The 17,485-nt window shown below is 67.9% G+C and carries 18 protein-coding genes; 14 read left to right on the top strand and 4 right to left on the bottom strand.

Going from position 1 to position 17,485, the window contains the following annotated elements:
- Positions 1-60: 60 nt before the first annotated feature.
- The 4 genes from ACJ7C5_RS19505 to ACJ7C5_RS19490 all read right to left on the bottom strand — a co-directional run bounded on the left by ACJ7C5_RS19505 (position 61) and on the right by ACJ7C5_RS19490 (position 3,238).
- On the bottom strand, positions 61-1,590 hold the full coding sequence (locus ACJ7C5_RS19505) for a diflavin oxidoreductase (RefSeq protein ID WP_412704834.1): 1,530 nt from the start codon (positions 1,588-1,590) through the stop codon (positions 61-63).
- A complete protein-coding gene (locus ACJ7C5_RS19500) occupies positions 1,587-2,015 on the bottom strand; it encodes a PAS domain-containing protein (protein WP_005409905.1) in 429 nt (142 codons plus the stop codon). Before ACJ7C5_RS19500 ends, ACJ7C5_RS19505 begins: the two co-directional genes overlap by 4 nt.
- A 165-nt stretch (positions 2,016-2,180) precedes the next feature.
- Entirely contained in the window at positions 2,181-2,510 is a 330-nt protein-coding gene (locus ACJ7C5_RS19495) for an AzlD family protein (RefSeq protein WP_176433071.1), read from the bottom strand.
- Positions 2,507-3,238, bottom strand: a complete 732-nt coding sequence (locus ACJ7C5_RS19490) for an AzlC family ABC transporter permease (RefSeq protein ID WP_014037422.1) — start codon at positions 3,236-3,238, stop codon at positions 2,507-2,509. Before ACJ7C5_RS19490 ends, ACJ7C5_RS19495 begins: the two co-directional genes overlap by 4 nt.
- Before the next feature lie 127 nt (positions 3,239-3,365).
- Here ACJ7C5_RS19490 and ACJ7C5_RS19485 point away from each other — a divergent pair, with 127 nt between their 5' ends.
- The 14 genes from ACJ7C5_RS19485 to ACJ7C5_RS19420 all read left to right on the top strand — a co-directional run bounded on the left by ACJ7C5_RS19485 (position 3,366) and on the right by ACJ7C5_RS19420 (position 17,413).
- Positions 3,366-3,830, top strand: coding sequence for an Lrp/AsnC family transcriptional regulator (locus ACJ7C5_RS19485; protein ID WP_005413654.1), 465 nt, complete (start codon positions 3,366-3,368; stop codon positions 3,828-3,830).
- A gap of 514 nt (positions 3,831-4,344) precedes the next feature.
- Positions 4,345-4,974, top strand: coding sequence for a hypothetical protein (locus ACJ7C5_RS19480; RefSeq protein WP_412704833.1), 630 nt, complete (start codon positions 4,345-4,347; stop codon positions 4,972-4,974).
- 16 nt (positions 4,975-4,990) lie between these two features.
- On the top strand, positions 4,991-5,521 hold the full coding sequence (locus ACJ7C5_RS19475; RefSeq protein WP_412704832.1) for an RNA polymerase sigma factor: 531 nt from the start codon (positions 4,991-4,993) through the stop codon (positions 5,519-5,521).
- 69 nt (positions 5,522-5,590) lie between these two features.
- Entirely contained in the window at positions 5,591-6,571 is a 981-nt protein-coding gene (locus ACJ7C5_RS19470; RefSeq protein ID WP_412704831.1) for a FecR family protein, read from the top strand.
- 58 nt (positions 6,572-6,629) lie between these two features.
- Positions 6,630-7,181 carry a hypothetical protein gene (locus ACJ7C5_RS19465; RefSeq protein WP_088026187.1) on the top strand — a complete coding sequence of 184 codons (552 nt, stop codon included), beginning with the start codon at positions 6,630-6,632 and terminating at the stop codon, positions 7,179-7,181.
- Positions 7,182-7,325: 144 nt separating this feature from the next.
- Entirely contained in the window at positions 7,326-7,886 is a 561-nt protein-coding gene (locus ACJ7C5_RS19460; protein ID WP_412704830.1) for a hypothetical protein, read from the top strand.
- Between the two features lie 57 nt (positions 7,887-7,943).
- A complete protein-coding gene (gene gspG / locus ACJ7C5_RS19455; RefSeq protein ID WP_097047724.1) occupies positions 7,944-8,381 on the top strand; it encodes a type II secretion system major pseudopilin GspG in 438 nt (145 codons plus the stop codon).
- Positions 8,382-8,435: 54 nt separating this feature from the next.
- The gene (gspK, locus tag ACJ7C5_RS19450) at positions 8,436-9,296 is read left to right on the top strand and encodes a type II secretion system minor pseudopilin GspK (protein WP_412704829.1); all 861 of its coding nucleotides are present in this window, start codon (positions 8,436-8,438) and stop codon (positions 9,294-9,296) included.
- Entirely contained in the window at positions 9,293-10,456 is a 1,164-nt protein-coding gene (gspL, locus tag ACJ7C5_RS19445; protein ID WP_412704828.1) for a type II secretion system protein GspL, read from the top strand. Before gspK ends, gspL begins: the two co-directional genes overlap by 4 nt.
- Positions 10,453-10,980 carry a type II secretion system protein GspM gene (gene gspM, locus ACJ7C5_RS19440; RefSeq protein WP_412704827.1) on the top strand — a complete coding sequence of 176 codons (528 nt, stop codon included), beginning with the start codon at positions 10,453-10,455 and terminating at the stop codon, positions 10,978-10,980. Before gspL ends, gspM begins: the two co-directional genes overlap by 4 nt.
- Positions 10,981-10,985: 5 nt before the next feature.
- Entirely contained in the window at positions 10,986-13,358 is a 2,373-nt protein-coding gene (gene gspD, locus ACJ7C5_RS19435) for a type II secretion system secretin GspD (RefSeq protein WP_412704826.1), read from the top strand.
- Positions 13,355-14,782: a type II secretion system ATPase GspE gene (gene gspE, locus ACJ7C5_RS19430; RefSeq protein ID WP_412704825.1), complete on the top strand. Its 1,428-nt coding sequence runs from the start codon at positions 13,355-13,357 to the stop codon at positions 14,780-14,782. Before gspD ends, gspE begins: the two co-directional genes overlap by 4 nt.
- 7 nt (positions 14,783-14,789) lie before the next feature.
- On the top strand, positions 14,790-15,989 hold the full coding sequence (gspF, locus tag ACJ7C5_RS19425; RefSeq protein WP_412704824.1) for a type II secretion system inner membrane protein GspF: 1,200 nt from the start codon (positions 14,790-14,792) through the stop codon (positions 15,987-15,989).
- 254 nt (positions 15,990-16,243) lie between these two features.
- A complete protein-coding gene (locus ACJ7C5_RS19420) occupies positions 16,244-17,413 on the top strand; it encodes a substrate-binding domain-containing protein (RefSeq protein ID WP_180847664.1) in 1,170 nt (389 codons plus the stop codon).
- Positions 17,414-17,485 lie beyond the last annotated feature (72 nt).

Below are 17,485 nucleotides of genomic sequence, written 5' to 3'. Positions count from 1 at the left end.
CCCCCCCCCCCCCCCCCCGGCTCTACCGATCCAGGGTTCGTGTGGTCCAGTGGTGATGGATCAATACAACTCGCAGTGCGTGCGGCCTTCACTTCGTAGCGTGTCCCAGTGCCCTTCGCCACCGATGGCATCGATGGCCCCGCGCACCGCGCCTTCCAGATGGCTCTTGTTACCGCACAGGTACAGATGTCCGCCGCGGGCCAATACATCGCGCACTTCGGCGGCGCGCTGCTGCAGGACATGCTGCACGTAGACCTTTTCGGCGCCATCGCGCGAGAACGCGGTATGCAGGCCGGCCAGCACGCCTCGCGTGTGCCAGTCCTGCAACTGGTCGCGATACAGGTAGTCGTGCTGGCTATGCTTCTCACCGAACACCAGGTGCACTTCACGTTCGCAGGCGTTGGCCTGCAGCTCCTGCATCAGGCCCATCAACGGTGCGATGCCGGTGCCGGTGCCGACCAGCAACAGGGGGGCTTCGCCGGTATCGGGCAGGTGGAAGCCAGGGTTGGAGCGGCAGTACACACGGGCATGGTCGCCGCCATGCAGCAGGCTGCCGGTGGCAGTGCCGAAGCGCTCGCGGCCGCGCAGGGTGTAGCGCACTTCGCGCACGCACAGGCACAGTTGGTCGTCGCACGGGTGCGAGGCGATGGAATAGGCGCGCGGCAGCCGCGGCGACAGCAGTTCACGCAGTCGGGCCAGCGGCACGCTGTCCGGCGTGGCGTGGTCCTGCAACACGTCCAGCAGGTCCAGGCCGTGCAGGTAGGCTTCCAGCTCGCGCTTCTGGCTGACCTTCAACAGGCCCTTCAGTACCTCGCTGCCACCGAGCCTGGCCAGCTCGCGCAGCACGCTCTTGCTCATCAGGCGCAGCTCGCGGTCATGCAGGGCGGCCACGGCGGCGGTGTCGCCATACCAGGCGGCCAATGCCTGCAGCAGGGCAGGGTCGTTCTCGGGTACTACGTGCAGGGTGTCGCCCGCGCGGTAGGCCATGCCACTACCGGCAATGTCCAGTTGCAGGTGCCAGGCAGCGGGATCGCTGCTGTTCAGGCGGCGGCGTTCGAGAATGGGGGCGGCAAAGGCGTTGTCTTCGCCATAGGCGGTGACCTGCAGGTGCAGGTCCTGGCCGGCGCTCACGTCGCCGTCCAGCACCTGGCCCAGCACCGGCTGCCATTGCTGGAAGAACTGCTCGTAGCCCAGGTCGGCATCCACGCGGTGCAGCAGTGGCTGCGCCTGGCGCTCACTCAGTGCCGCATCCAACGCCTTGGTGAAGCCGCAGAAGCTGGGGTAGCCGGTGTCACCGAGGCCGAACACTGCATAGCGCAGGCCGCTCAGCGTCGGGGTCTGGCGCAGCGTTTCGAAGAACTGCTCGCCGTTGGCCGGCGGTTCGCCATCGCCGAACGAGCTGGAGATCGCAAGCAGCACATCGCCTTGGCCGAGACTGGCCACGTCGATGTCGTTGAACGGGAGCACCTGCGGCGCGTGCGGTTGCAGGTCCGCGCCCAGGCGCTGGGCCAGGGCGCGGGCATTGCCCGACTCGGACGCGAAACCCACCAGCAGGCGGCTGAAGGGCGTACTGGTCGGGAGGGCGTTCACGCGGCCTCGTAGAAGTCGTCGAACTTTTCCTTGCTGAACTCGACCAGGTCGTAGTTCTGCATCAGGTCGTTCACCACGCGGCGGATGCTGATGTACGAGGTGATGTTGCCGTCGGCGTCGAACAGCGGCTGCACGGTGGTGTCGACCACGTAGAGCACGCCGCCCTTGCCGAGGTTGGGCACGATGCCGGTCCAGGTCTTGCCGGCCTTGATGGTGTCCCACATGTCCTTGTAGACGGCCTTGGGCACGTCCGGATGACGCACGATGCTGTGCGGCTGGCCGATCAGCTCCTCGCGGGCGAAGCCGGTGAGCGTGCAGAACAGGTCGTTGGCGTAGGTGATGTTGCCCTGCAGGTCGGTGGTGGAGATCACCATGACGTTCTGCATGGCATTCAGCAGCTGGGCGTTGTCGGGGGTGTAGCTCATCGCAGGGTCCTTGTGGATGCCGGTAACGCCGGCGTGTTCGGGTCCTGCATAGAAATACGCCCGCACGTTGGCGGGCGGTTTGACATTGATCAAGTGGGTGACGTGATGGCCTGCGACCGGGTGTCGCAGGGAGCGTTCCGCCGGGCATGGCCCGGCGAAGAGGCGTCAGCCCATCAGATAGCGCAGTACACCTGCCGAGACCACGCCGATCAGCACGGTCGGCAGCATCGACAGCCGCGTGGCGGCCAGCAGGGTGATCGCCAGTGCAGCCAGGTCGGCGGGCTTGTCGGCGACGAAGTCGGGCGCGATCACCGAGATCAGCACGCAACCCGGCGCTGCTTCCATCACCGTCACCGCGCGCTTGCTCAACGTGCGGTTGCGCAGCGCGAGGAAGCCGACGATGCGGGTCAGATAGGTCGCGGCGGCCATCAACACGATGGTCAGTACCGAGGTCCAGTGGATCAGACCGTTGAAGATCAGGCCGTTGAAGATCATGCTGCGTCCTCCGCCAGCAGCCAGGCCGCGGCCAGGCCCGCCAGTGCGCCGCTGGCCACGTACCACGCACCCGGCACCAGCAGGTAGGTGGCAGCGGCCACCACCAGGCTGACCAGCCACGGGCGCGCGGCCTTCATGCCCTGCCACATGCCACGAAGCAGCACCAGGAACACGGCGGGGAAGGCCATGTCGAAGCCGTAGGCGTGGATGTCGCCCAGCATCGGCCCAACGATCGCACCCAGCGCGGTGCAGGCCACCCAGACCGTGTACAGGCCTGCCGACACGCCCAGGTAGTAGGCCAGGCTGAAGCCGAGCGCACGGCGGCGCGCATCGGCCACGCCCATCGCCCAGCTCTCGTCGCACATGAAGAACAGGGCCGGCAGCACCCGGCGGCGCGGCAGATGCTGCAGCAGTGGGGCCAGGCTGGCGCCCATCAGCAGGTGGCGGCTGTTGACCAGCGCGGTGATCGCCACGATCAACGCGATGTGTGGTGGCGAGGTCCACAGTTCGACGGCAGCGAACTCCGAGCCGCCAGCGAAGTTGAGGCCGGTCATCAGCGGCACTTCCAATGCGCTCAGGCCCTTCTGGGCCGCCTGCGCGCCGAGCACCAGGGCGAAGGGAATGAAGCCGATCATCACCGGCACGGCGGCGCGCAGGCCACGCAGGAATTCGGCACGCGGGGCGGTATCGCAGGTGTCGGGCAGGGGGAGGGTGGTACGGGCGTCCATCGAACGGCACAACAAGGTGGGGGTGGCCCATGCTAGCGGTCCGATCGCGAAATCGGGTTGCGTTGATGCCACTGGATTCTGGATGATTGATATTTCGTGCGGCCAGAAGCGACTGAGGCGAAATCCCATGCAGTATCAGCTCGACAACCTCGATCGCCGCATCCTCGACGCCCTGCAGCGTGACGGACGGCTGCAGAACCTGGAGCTGGCCCGGCTGGTGGGCCTTTCGCCCTCGGCCTGCCTGCGGCGGGTGCGGCTGCTGGAGGAGGGCGGCTACATCGATCGCTACGTTGCCCTGCTGAATGAGGCCAAGGTGGGCCGTGGCTTCACGGTGTTCGTTCGGGTCTGGCTGCGCGGACAGGACGAGGACACCACCAATCACTTCATCAACAGCATCAAGTCTTTCCCGGAAGTGCTTGAATGCCATCTGATGGCGGGCGACTGCGATTTCCTGCTGCGGGTGGCGGTGGCTGATCTTGATGCCTACCGGCAGTTCCAGATGCAGCACCTGAACCGGATTGCCGGTGTGCAGAACACCAAGACCGAGATCCCGATGCAGCGGATCAAGCAGACCACCCAGCTGCCGCTTTGAGGGATGGGGTTTGCGGCCGGGTTGCACCCGGCACCCGCAGAGGCAACGGCCGAGGCAACTGCAACTGCAACGGCGATGTTCCCAGGGCGGCGGGGCGGTGTGGCCAGGCAGGACACGCCGTAGACCCACCCATGGGGGCTCGATGGCGCCATCCATGGCGCCAACGGTCCTGCCTGCCCACACCGCCCCGCGCCTGCCAGTTCCCCGCGACCTGTCGGGGTCGGATCCCGTTGCTGCGCAACGGGCTCTGACCCCCGTGCGTAGACAGCGTGGTCTGTTCGATTCATTGATGCCTGATGGGCGACTGGGTTCACGGAGCCTGGCTCCACGCCAGCCGTGGGCGGCGGTCATCGCAATGACATCTGGCACCGGTACGGTTTGAGCCCGCTTGCTGGTCGCGCGCGGGCCGGGGTTCCGGTCGTACCGCGCGTCCACTGCAGCTGCTGTCGCTGCCGAGGGTCATGTGTTCTACGTCAGGGGGCTGAATGGACACCATGCGGTCAGAACTTGGAAGGTGGCCATCGCCGCATGGCTGCTGCTGTCCTTTGCCGCTGCCGCGCAGGACGGTGTTCATGCCTATGACATCCCCGCGCAGCCGCTGGAACAGGCGGTCGAGCGTTTCAGCGTCATCAGCGGGTGGTCGGTGATGTACCCGGGCGATCTTGCCGCGGGCCGCAGCAGCCATGCGCTGCGCGCCAGCCTGGCGCCGCTGCCTGCGCTGCAGATGCTGCTGCAGGACACCGGTATCGAGGCCGAGGTGATCGGCGAGCAGCGCGTGGTGCTGCGCCGGGGCGGGCAGTCGGTGGCCGAGGCGGATGTTGGCACCGGCCTTCCCGAGGCCGAACGTCGGCGCCGCTATGGCGGCCTGCAGCAGCGCCTGCGTGCGGCGTTCTGTGACGACCCCGAGATCGCGCCTGGCCGCTATGCCGCAACGCTGCGCTTCCGCGTCGACGGCGAAGGCCAGGTGCAGCGGCCCGAGCTGCTGTCCGGCAGCGGCAGTGCCCGCCGCGATGCACGCCTGCTGCAGGCGATGCAGGGCCTGGTCCTGGCGGCCGAGGCTGGTGAGCTGCCGCAGCCGGTGACGCTGCAGATCCGACCTTCCGGCACCGACCACGACTGTGGCCGGCGCGCGCCCCTTCCATGACTTCAAGGATTCGAACATGAACAACGGTACGGCTGGGGCAGTTGACCTGATGGACCACCTTCTGGGGGCCTACGACGAGCTGAAGCGCCGGCTGGTGCGCAAGCTGGGCTCGGAAGAGCTGGCCGGCGACGCGCTGCAGGACACCTGGATGCGCCTGAGTGCGCGCCGTGATCGCCTGGATGCCGTACAGAACCCCGCGGCCTACCTGCTGCGCATGGCGATGAATACCGTGATCGACCGCCAACGCGCAGACCACCGCCTGCTGAGCCTGGAGGAGGTGGATACGCTGATGGACATGGCCGACCCGGCACCGGGCCCGGCGCAGGTGGCTGAACTGGACTTCGCGCTGGAAGACATGGTCGGTCTGCTGCAACGCATGCCCGAGCGTCGTCGCCGCATCCTGCTGGCGATCCGCGTCGATGGCCTGCAGCAGCGCGATGTTGCCGACCACCTCGGTGTGTCATTGCGGCTGGTGCAGCGTGAGCTGAAGGCGGCCCAGGACTATCTGGCCGAGCGCAGCGGCCAGGGGCGCCAGGTGCGGTTCTGAGCGACGGCATCCGTCTACACTTTGACGCCGAGCAGAACCCCGCAGCGTGCGGGTCCGGCATGAGCCCCCATGGATCCTGACGATCGCCCGCAACGCCCGCTGGATGCCGTTGAGCGTCAGGCCCACGCGTGGGTGGTGCGGCTGACCTCGGGCGAGGCGACCGCCGCCGACGGGCGCAGGTTCCGTACCTGGTGTGAGGCTGACCCGCGTCATCGCGAAGCGTTTGGCCGGGCGCGCCGGCAATGGGAGCAGGTGCGACTGGCCGGCGAGCAGCTGCCTGCCGCCGCACGGCAACCGGTCGCGCCGACACCGGCCCAGCGCTGGAGCCGACGCGCCTTCCTGGGCGCCGCGATTGCCGCCCCGGCCAGCCTGGTAGTGGTGGCGGCCATCCGCCCACCGCTGGGGCTGTGGCCCCCGGTGACAGCCATGGCAGCCGATTTCCATACCGGCACCGGTGAGCGACTGCAGATCGCGCCCTCGCCGCAGCTGAAGATCGAACTGGATACGCAGAGCAGCCTGCGCCGCCGTGCGGACGCGCAGGGCGAAGGCTTCGAACTGGTGCAGGGCCAGGCCGCGATCGAGACCCAGGCCGGCCTGCGCCTGGCCCTGTTCGCGGGCCCGGGTTGCGTGATTGCCGATGAGGGAGCGGTGCGCCTGGACGTTCGCAACACCCATGGCCAGGTGCGGGTGACCTGCCTGCATGGCAGTGCCCGCATCGAGCATCCGCAGGGCCGGCTGCAGCTGCAGGCTGGCCAGCAGACCCAGTACGACGAGCGCCTCAGTGGTGTGGTGGCCGAGGCCGTCGCCTCGGAAGTGAGTGCCTGGACCGAGGGCATGCTGGTGTTCCGACGCGCACCGCTGCGGGAGGTGGTGGAAGAGATCAACCGTTACCGCCGCGGCAAGGTGCTGCTGGGAGAATCGGCGTTGGCGCGTGCTCCGGTCAGCGGCCGCTTCCGCATTGATGATCCGGATGCGGCGCTGGAGCAGCTGCGACTGACGATGTCGCTGGATCTGCGTCGCTTTCCGGGTGGCATTGCCGTCCTTGGTTAGGTGAAGACGCTGGCCGTGCGCACCGCGCAGGGCTGTTGCAAGCAAGGAGAGGCCAAGGATGCGCAACGAGACCATCGGTGTGCTGGATCTGCGTCGCAATCTGTCGGCGCTGCTGGAAACCACGCAGCGACGGCCGTTGATGGTGCATCGCTATGGCTCGCCATGGGTGTGCGTGGTGTCCGATGCGCAGTGGCAGCGACAGGCGGTGCTGCTGGATTTCGATCCGCAGTCGCACCCGCTGGCGATGCTGCTGCGCCTGCAGCAGCAGGCGCTTCCCCTGTCTGAAGCCGGTGCGTTGTCACCCGCGGTCCTCGCGCGTGCTCTGCTGTTGTCGGGGATTCATGGCATTGACGATCTGGTGCAGCTGCACGAGCAGGTGCTGCACCATCGACTGTGGCACTGGTTCGTGGCGGGTACCCACGGTGTGATGGACAGCTGGCAATTGCCGGCGCTGCGCGTTGCGATGGGGTCATGGTGCGATGACGCGGAGATGACCGACGCGCTGGCCGCGTTCGCCGCGCGCAGCGATGTGGCGATACTGGCGCGCCGTTGCGGGGGCGAAGCACCGCGACTGGAGCGCGAAGCTTGCAGGCAGATGACGCTGCGATGACGTTGTCGATGAAGCGCCACGCAGCGCACAGAGCTGCATGCGCGCTGTCGTTTCACCTGCCTTGCTGACGTCTTCTCCAGAGTACGGCGCACCATGCGTCGCGGAGCACGGGCGGCGCCGATGGTAGACAGTCGCAGGATCAGCATGCTGGAGCTGGATCGTCACCTGAGCCAGTCACTGGAGCAGGCACGGCATACGCCATTGAACGTGCAGCGCTATGGGCATTCGTGGGTCTGGGTGCTGTCCAGTGACGCCTGGGCGGATGCGGCGCGCTGGGCGGCACTGGATGGTAGTGCGCACCCACTGGTGGCGCTGCGGAAAGCCCTCGACCTGCAGCTGCGGCCCTGGCCCGAAGCGGCCATGAACGCGCTGCCGCTTGATGCAGGCGATGCGCGGCTGCTGCAACGCGCGGCCCTGCTGGTGGTCATGCGCGATCTGAACAGTGCCCAGCGCGTGCACGACGACCTGCGCTATCACCAGGCCTATCGGATGTTCATCGGCCTCGATCATGGAACAGCGTGGTCGCCGATGCAGTGCGTTCGGCTGCTGCAGGCCTGCGCGCACCCGTTGCTGCGCGGCTGCATCGACGATGCGCTGACCAGCGTGCCGCAGCATCTGTTCGAGTCTGCATGTGCACCGGCTGCGCGTGTTGCGCCTGCACAGGCACACGCGCAGCGAATTGCCGGCGGATGTTTATCGTACTGACACATGCACCGCTGACCATGGCGCAGCGGTCTCTTCCAGGATGACGAGGGCGGAACAATGGCAAGGCAGGTTCGTGGTCGCAGGGCTCGGCAGCAGGGTTTCAGCCTGATCGAAATCATGGTGGTGGTGGTGATCATCGGCATCCTCGCCGCATTGATCGTGCCGCGGTTGATGGACCGTCCCGACCAGGCGCGCGTGGTGGCGGCGCGCCAGGACATCGCGGCGCTGATGCAGGCGCTGAAGCTGTTCAAGCTGGACAACGGCCGCTATCCCAGTGCCGAGCAGGGCCTGCAGGCACTGGTGAAGCCGCCGCAGGGCAGCGGTGCGATGCCGATCACGCCCTATCTGGATCGCCTGCCCAATGACCCGTGGGGCCATCCGTACCAGTATCAGATACCAGGTACCCATGGCGACATCGATGTGTTCTCGCTGGGTGCGGACAGCAAGCCCGGTGGCGACGCCGGGAACGCGGATATCGGCTCCTGGCAGCTGTGAGGCGTGCTGATGACAGCCCGGACGCGTTCGGTCCCGCGCACCCGTCAACGTGGCATGGCGGTGATTGTTGCCCTGCTGGTGGTGGCATTGGTGGCGGTGATTGCCACTGCACTGCTGACCCGGCAGTCGGCGCAGTTGCGTGCGCTGCGTGGCGACCAGCTGCGCGCACAGGTACGCATGGCCGTGGACGCAACGCTGGAGCGTGCGGCGCAGCAGCTGCGTGAGGATGTAAAGGAGCAGCTGACCACGGTGCGCAGCGGTCGCTGGGCGCACCCATTGGAGGTGCAGGCGCCGTTGCCTGTGCAGCTGCAGCTGGTCGATGCGCAGTCGATGTTCAACCTGCGGAATCTTCTGGCGCATGGCAGGCCGGACCCCGAGGCGAGGCGCGCGTTCATCGCGTTGTGTGCCGGGCAGGGGCTCGGCCAGGGCGCCTGCGCATCCGCCGCGGACCACATCCAGGCGCGCCTGCGCGATGGCGACCTGCAGGCGCAGGCGCCGCTGCCGCGCGAATCGCTGATCGCGCAGGCGCTGCCCGGTGCCGATGCGGTGGCACTGCAGGCGCTGGAGCGGCGCACCGTGGTGCTGCCGGCGCAGACCCTGGTCAACGCCAACACCTGCGACCTGCGCGTTCTGCAGGCGGTGACGCCTGCGGTCGAGCCGGCACGGCTGCAGGCGCTGCTCGGTGAGCGCGACGCTGGCCATTGGCTGCTCAATCGCGGCGACATCGCCAACCGACTCCAACTGAGCAACGAACAGATGGCGGTGCTTCCCTTGGGTATCCATAGCGAGTGGTTCCTGGCAGTCGGCCAGGTGCAGGCTGACGGCAGCGGGGTTGATTTTCGCGCGCTGCTCTGGCGCGAGTACCGCGACGATGGCGTGCGGGTGCAACGCGTGTGGACGAGGATCGGCGCATGAACGTGCAGCTTCGGGTGCGCCTGCCGGCGTTGGAGCGTCTGCGCGCCGACAGCGCGGTGGAGTGGGCGCAGCTGCACAAGGGTGAGGTGCTGGCTCACGGTTGCGACACGCTGGCGGCGCTGGGCCTGCGGCATCCGCAGGCTGCGGTGCATGCCTGCCTCGATCCGAACGACCTGATCCTGCTGGAACTGCAGCTGCCGCCGTTGTCCGGGCGCCGCCTGCAGTCGGCGTTGCAGGGTGAGGTTGAGGCGATGCTGCTGGATGACCTGCAGGAGGTGGCGCTGGCCCACGGTGCGCAGGCGGCGGACGGCACGGTTCCTGTGGCCTGGCTGGGCCAGCAGGCGCTTCTGCAGGCGCAGCAGTTGCTGGCTTCGTGTGCACTGCGGCTGCAGGCACTGTATCCGACGCCGCTGCTGCTGCCCTGGCAGGATGGACATGCCACGCTGCAGGTCAGCGGCGAGCATCTGATGGTACGCAGCGGGCGCGACCGGGGTTTCGTTCAATGGTATGGCGGACGTGACGCCTGCGCGGTGATGCAGACGCTGGCCGTGCGCCTGCAACAGGCCGGCGTGCAGGCCGTGCAGTGGATCGACGGTGTGCCGCCGACGTGGCCGGACAGCCTGCCGGCCACCGCCGTCATACATGAACGGCAGGCCTCTGGCCCCTTGCCAGGCTGGTCATTGCCGCTGCCCGGCGCGGGCCAGAAAGCGCCGCGGCTTGCGATCGGGCTGGCTTTGACGGCGATGCTGCTGACCGCGCTCGGTCTGCAGCTGCAGGTCTCGCGGTGGCGAAGTGAGGGCGAGGCTCTGCAACAGGACATGACGCGCCAGTTCAGCGCACGCTTCCCGGAGATCACCGACGTGGTGGACCCGGTGTTGCAGGCAAGGCGAGCATTGGCCGTGCCACTGCCGGCCCCGCCGTTGCCGCCGCTGCAGCGTCAGGTAGCCGGCACGCTGCAGGCGGTTCCGGAGCTGGCGGGACAGGTGCGCAGCCTGCATTACCAACCCGGGCAACTGGAGATGGAGCTGGATGCCGACGCCCGGGCATTGGCCGATGATCCACAGCGGCTTGAGCACTGGCAGCAGGCAGTGCAGGCGCAGGGCCTGCAGCTGGCGCGCGAAGCGGGTGGACGCCTGAGGGTGAGCGGAGCTGGACAGTGACGACCCGTACCTTGCGACTGGGCGGGGAACTGGCGGGCTTGCAGCAGCGCTGGCAGCGCCTGCCGCCGCGCGACCGGCTGATGCTGTGGGTGATGGTGGTGGCGCTGCTGGCGGCGGGTCTGTGGATGTTGTGGCTGGAACCACTGCTGAAACAGCACGCGCACTGGCAGGCCGAACTGCCACGGCTGCAGGCGCAGTCCCGCGCACTGGCGCCGCTGCTGCGCGCCCGTGAGCGCCAGCAGCAGGCGCAGGGCGAGCACCCGACGCTGACCGGCCTGCGGGACGGAATCAGATCCGCCGGCCTCGCCGACGGACTGCATATCGAAGCGCGCGACGGGCGTTGGCACCTGCAGGTGCAGGCGGTGCCCGCTGACGCGCTGTGGAACTGGCTGCTGCCCGTGCTGGCCGATCCGGCCATCGAACTGCAGCAGCTGCAACTGACACGCACAGGGGATGCGAACATGCCGGCGGCACGGATTTCCGGAAACATCGTGATGGCGCTCAACGTGGGTGCCCATCCATGAGGGCGATGCGAAGCCTTGCCTGCAGTACTGCGTTGGCCCTGATCGTGGGCATGGCCCACGTGCCGGCGCCAGTGCTGGCGCAGGACACCCGCGATGAGCAGGTGCAGTTGAACCTGGTGGATACCGATATCGGCGGCGTACTGCGCATGGCGGCGCGCTTCACTGGGCGCCAGTTCCTGGTCGATCCGCGGGTGACCGGCAAGATGACGGTGGTTTCCGATGGCCCGGTCAGCCGTACCCAGGCTTACCAGTTGCTGCTGGGCGCGCTGCGCATGCGTGGCTTCGCGGTGGTCGAGAACGGCGGCGTCAGCCGGGTGGTGCCGCAGGCCGAGGCCAAGCTGTTGGGAGGGCGCGTCGGCACCGGTGGTGCAGGGGGCGAGGTCGCCACGCGCACCTTCGCGCTGCGCTACGAGAACGCGGCCGCGCTGGTGGCGGTGCTGCGGCCGATGATCAGCCCGGACAATCCGATCACCGCCAACCCGGGCAACAACACCCTGGTGATCACCGACTATGCCGACAACCTGGAGCGCATCGCGCGGGTGATCGCCAGCGTCGATACACCGGCCGGTATGGACACCGATGTGGTGAAGCTGCAGCAGGGCATTGCCGTTGACGTAGCGGCGATGGTCGCGCCGTTGCTGGATGCGCAGGGCGCCGAGCCCAGCCAGAAGGTGGTGGTGATGGCCGACCCCCGCAGCAACAGCGTGCTGCTGCGCTCCAGCAGTCCCGGTCGCACCCGTCTGGCGCGGCAGCTGGTGGAGAAGCTGGACCGTGCCCAGGACGAGTCCGGCAACCTGCATGTGGTCTACCTGCGCAATGCCCAGGCCAATCAGCTCGCGGGTGTGCTGCGCGGCGTGGTGGCCGGGCAGAGCGATGCACCGGCAATGGGCAGCAACGAAGGCATCACACCACTGCCCGGCGACGCCAACCGTTCCACGCCCACGCAGCCGTCGCAACCGCAGCAGGCCAAGACCGGAGGCAATGCGCTGGAATCGCAGCGGCTTGATCCGAGCCGCCGCGATCCGATCGATGCGGGAAGCACCGGTTTCAGCCAGAACGGCATCTCGGTGCAGGCGGACGTGGCCACCAACACGCTGTTGATCTCAGCGCCGGAGCCGGTGTACCGCAACCTGCGACGGGTGATCGACCAGCTCGACCAGCGCCGTGCACAGGTGCTGGTGGAAAGCCTGATCGTGGAGGTCAACCAGACCGACGCGGCCGAACTGGGCGTGCAGTGGATGCTGGGCAATGGCCGCACCTTCGGCGGCACCCACTTCGGCGGCACCACCGGTGGCAGCGGGCTGAACACCGCCGCACGCACCACCCTGGACGTGCTGCCCAAGGACGGTCTGAAGATCGGCGTCATCGACGGCACCATCAACCTGCCCGGCGTCGGTCAGATCCTCAACATGAAGGCGCTGGCCAACGCGCTGCAGAGCAAGGGCGGTGCCAACATCCTGTCCACGCCGAACCTGATGACGCTGGACAACGAAGCGGCCAGCATCATGGTCGGCCAGACCGTACCGTTTGTCAGCGGCCGCTACGTGACCGACGGCGGTGGCGGCAGCAACAACCCGTTCCAGACCATCGTGCGCGAGGACGTGGGCCTGAAGCTGAGGGTGCGCCCGCAGATCTCCGAGGGTGGCACGGTGAAGCTGGACATCTACCAGGAAGTCAGCAGCATCGACGCGCAGAGCGCGAACAGCACGGCCGGCATCATCACCAACAAGCGCGCCCTGGATACCAGCGTGCTGCTGGACGACGGGCAGATCATGGTGCTGGGTGGCCTGCTGGAAGACAGTGTCAGCCATGGCCGTGATGCAGTGCCGGGATTGGGAAAGATCCCGGTGCTGGGCGCCTTGTTCCGCAGCGACACGCGCAAGCGCGCCAAGACCAACCTGATGGTGTTCCTGCGCCCGCACGTGGTGCGTGACCCGGCCGCCGGCCAGCGCCTGACCCGCGACCGCTACGACTACATGCGCAACGCGCAAGCCGGCGCGCAGCCGGTACAGAGCTGGGCCTTGCCGGCGCTGTCGGCACCGCAGCTGCCGCCGCAGGACCTGTCTGTACTCGGCCAGGGCAATGCACGCGATGGCCAGGGTCAGCCGCTGCAGAGCAGCAGCCTGGCGGCGCTGTATCCGTCCGGCGACGGCGATGCGCAGCTGGTGCAGTTCGCGCAGGGGCTGGACCCGGCGCGTGCCAGCCAGGGCGTTGCGCAGGTGCGTGCACTGGGCCTGCAGGCCTATGCCGAAGCGACGCCCGGCGAGAGCGGGCAACGCCTGCGCGTGCGATTGCCGCGCGATCCGGCGAGGCTGGACCCGGCACTGCAGCAGCTGCGCGGGCTGGGCTACACGCCGGAACTGGTGATCGGGCCGTGAGCGCCGCCGCGCCACTGCCGTACGCCTGGGTGCGCAGCCATGGCGTGATGCTGTCCGAGGCGGGCGGCGAGCCTGTGCTGCTGGGCACCGCCGACACCGCGGCGTGGGCCGTGGCCGAACTGCGCCGACGGCATGGCCCGCTGCCGTTCCAGGCGCTGGATGAGGCGACCTGGCAGCAGCGCTTGGGTGAGCAGTACCGTGACGGCGGCGATGCCGCCGCCGTGGTCGGAGCCGCCGAAAGCGAAGTGGATCTGGACCGGCTGATGCAGGACATGCCGGAGGTCACCGACCTGCTGGATGCGCAGGACGATGCGCCGGTGATCCGCATGATCAACGCGCTGCTGGCACAGGCCGCACGCGATGGCGCCAGCGATCTGCACATCGAGCCGTTCGAGACCCATTCGGTGGTGCGCTACCGGGTGGACGGCACGCTGCGCGACATGGTGCAGCCACGGCGCGCACTGCACGCGGCGCTGGTGTCGCGCATCAAGATCATGGCCCACCTGGACATCGCCGAGAAGCGCCTGCCGCAGGACGGGCGCATCGCGATCCGCGTGGGTGGGCGGCCACTGGACATCCGTGTTTCCACGGTGCCGACGGGGCATGGTGAGCGTGCTGTGCTGCGCCTGCTGGAGAAGGATGCCGGCCGGCTGCAGCTGCAGCGCCTCGGCATGGCCGATGACACCCTGGCCACGTTCACCGGATTGATCCGGCAGCCGCATGGCATCGTGCTGGTCACCGGCCCGACCGGCAGTGGCAAGACCACCTCGCTGTACGCCGCGCTGGGCCAGCTCGACAGCAGCACCAGCAACATCCTCACCGTGGAGGACCCGGTGGAGTATGACTTCGCCGGCATCGGCCAGATCCAGGTCAACGCGCGCATCGGCATGAGCTTCGGCACGGCGCTGCGTGCGATTCTGCGCCAGGATCCGGACACCATCATGATCGGTGAGATCCGCGACCTGGAGACCGCGCAGATTGCGGTGCAGTCGTCGCTGACTGGCCATGGCGTGCTGGCGTCCCTGCACACCAACGATGCGATCTCGGCGGTGACCCGCCTGGCCGATATGGGCGTGGAGCCGTTCCTGTTGGCCTCGTCGCTGCGCGGCGTGCTGGCGCAGCGGCTGGTGCGGCGGCTGTGCACGCAATGCCGGCGTGCCGAGGTGGATGGCGGTACCGTGTGGCGCGCGGTGGGCTGCGCGGCCTGCGCCAACAGCGGCTACCGGGGGCGTACCGGCATCCACGAGCTGTTCGTGGTGGACGATCGCGTGCGTGCGCTGATCCATGAAGGGCAGGGTGAACCTGCGCTGCGCGAGGCGGCACGGCGCGCCGGGATGCGGACCTTGCGCCAGGACGGCCAGCGTTGGGTCGACAGCGGGGTGACCACGCTGGAAGAGATCCTGCGCGTCACCGGCGACGACTGAGGCAGCGATGGCATTGTTCGACTACCAGGCCGCCAACGCGCAGGGCCGCATCGAGAAGGGCCAGCTGGACGCCGACAGCCCGCGCGGCGCGCGCCAGGTACTGCGCGGTCGTGGGCTGACGCCCGTGCAGGTCAGCGCGGCGCGCAGTGCGGGCAGTGGCTGGGGCACGCGCCGGCTGTCCGCCAGCGAGCTGGCCTGGGCTACGCGCCAGCTGGCCAGCCTGCTGGCCGCGAGCCTGCCGCTGGAAGGTGCATTGAGTGCGGTGATCGAACAGGCCGAGCGCCCGCATGTGGCCCAGGCACTCACCGCCGTACGCGCCGACGTGCGTGCCGGCCAGCGCCTGACCGTGGCATTGGCTGCACGGCCACGTGATTTTCCGCCGATCTACCGGGCGCTGGTGGGCGCCGGTGAGGACTCCGGCGATCTGGCACGGGTGATGGAGCGCCTTGCCGACTACATCGAAGAACGCAATGCGCTGCAGGCCAAGGTGCTGACCGCCTTCATCTACCCGGCGGCGATCAGCCTGGTGTCAGTGGCGATCGTGATCTTCCTGCTCAGCTACGTGGTGCCGCAGGTGGTGACCGCGTTCGTGCAGGCGCGGCAGACGCTGCCGATGCTGACCCAGGTGATGCTGGCCGCCAGCGCGTTCGTGCGCAGCTGGGGCGCGTGGGTGGGGCTGGGCATCGCTGCGCTGGTGGTGGCATGGCGGATGGCCCTGCGCAAGCCCGAGCTGCGCCTGCGATGGGATGCGATGCTGCTGCGGCTGCCGATGGTCGGGCGTTTCGTGCTGGGTGTGAACAGTGCGCGCTTCGCCTCGACGCTGGCGATCCTGCTGGATGCCGGTGTGCCACTGCTGCGTGCGTTGGAGGCGGCGCGGCAGACGCTTGGCAATGCGCTGCTCGCGCGCTGTGCCGATGACGTGTCTGCGCGCGTGCGCGAAGGTGCGGCGCTGGGTGCTGCGCTGAAGGTGCAGAAGGTGTATCCGCCGATCCTGGTGCACCTGGTGGCCAGCGGCGAGAAGACCGGCTCGCTGGCGCCACTGCTGGACCGCGCCGCACAGACGATCTCGCGCGAGATCGAACGTCGCGCGATGGCACTGACTGCGCTGCTGGAGCCGACCATGATCCTGGTGATGGGCGGCGTGGTGCTGACGATCGTGCTGGCCGTGCTGATGCCGATCATGGAAATGAACCAGCTGGTGCAGTGATGCGCAACGGACATCACGGGTAGCGCCGGGCCAAGCCCGGCGAGCGCGCAGCGCGGCACGCTTTCGATTCTCCACACAATCCTCCACACCTTTTTTCGATCTTCCACAGGTTTCTTAAGCGGCCTGTCATCGGCGCGGACCAGCATAGCCACGTCGCCGCAGAGTGGGCTGGGAGGCCCTCGGCGGCAGCAGGCGTGTAGTGACCGTTCCTCCCTTGGTGTTTCCCTTCGCAGTAAACCCTTCAGGAGAAGATCATGAACAAGTACAAGACCCTGGCCGCGCTGGTTGCTACCGCGCTGCTCGCCACCGCCGGTGCCGCTTCGGCCCAGCAGTCGCTCATCAACGGTGGCGGCGCCTCGCTGCCGGCCGACCTGTACAAGGGCCAGGCCGACAGCATCCTGCCGGCCAACTTCAGCTACGCCGTGACCGGCTCGGGCACCGGCAAGAAGGCGTTCCTCGAGAACACCATCGGCCTGTTCATCACCAACGGCACCGGCAACGTCCATTTCGCTGGCAGCGACTCGGTCCTGAGCAGCACCGAGATCACCAACTACAACAACTCGGCGCTGGCCTCCACGCTCGGCCCGGTGCTGCAGCTGCCGTCGGTCGCAACCTCGGTCACCGTGCCGTACAACAAGGCCGGTGGTGATCTGAACCTGGACGTGGCCAAGATCTGCGGCGTGTTCTCGGGCAAGATCAACGACTGGTCGCAGCTGGACAGCGCCCGCAGCGGCGCCATCAAGGTCATCTACCGCGGCGAAAGCAGCGGCACCAGCGAGCTGCTGACCCGCTTCCTGACCGCCGCCTGCGCCACCGAAGACCTGAGCGCCACCCGTCTGGTCGGCGGCAAGTTCCAGGTCAAGTCGACCTTCGCTGATCTGTTCACCCGCGATGCGCAGAACAACCTGCCGGCCTTCCTGGAAGCGGCCCCGGCCACCGGCGGCACCTCGCTGTACAACCGTGTCTACCAGGTTGCCGGCGCCATCGGCTATGTCGGCCCGGACGTGATCCCGAACCTGCAGGACGCGACCAAGATTGCCAAGGTGAAGGGCTTCTCGCCGGATGAAGTGAGCGTTGCCGCTACCCTGAACACCGTCGCCCCGCCGACCGGTGCCGACATTGCCAACCCGGCCAAGTGGGTGCCGGTGTTCACCAACCCGACCGCCGGCTACCCGATCGCCGGTTACACCAACCTGGTGTTCGCACAGTGCTACCGCACCCTGCCGCAGCGCCAGGCTGTCCGCAACTTCCTGGAAAAGCACTACAACCTGGGCGTGGATGGCAACAACGATGCTGCCGTGCGTGCGCACGGTTTCATCCCGCTGACCCAGACCTGGCGTGAAGCCGTTGCCAACAACCTGATCTCGGCCACCCCGGCCACCGGTCTGGGCAACGCCAGCACCTGCGCCGGCATCGGCCGTTGATCCACCGTACCTGCTGAACAGGGCGCCGACCGCGAGGTCGGCGCCTTTTTTTGTGGTCGCGCCGAATGTGAA

This window comes from Nocardiopsis yanglingensis, from assembly GCF_045809185.1.
Lineage (GTDB): Bacteria > Pseudomonadota > Gammaproteobacteria > Xanthomonadales > Xanthomonadaceae > Stenotrophomonas > Stenotrophomonas yanglingensis.
The sequence above is the reverse complement of the archived record's forward strand: the minus strand, read 5'-3'. Positions and strand labels throughout refer to the sequence as shown.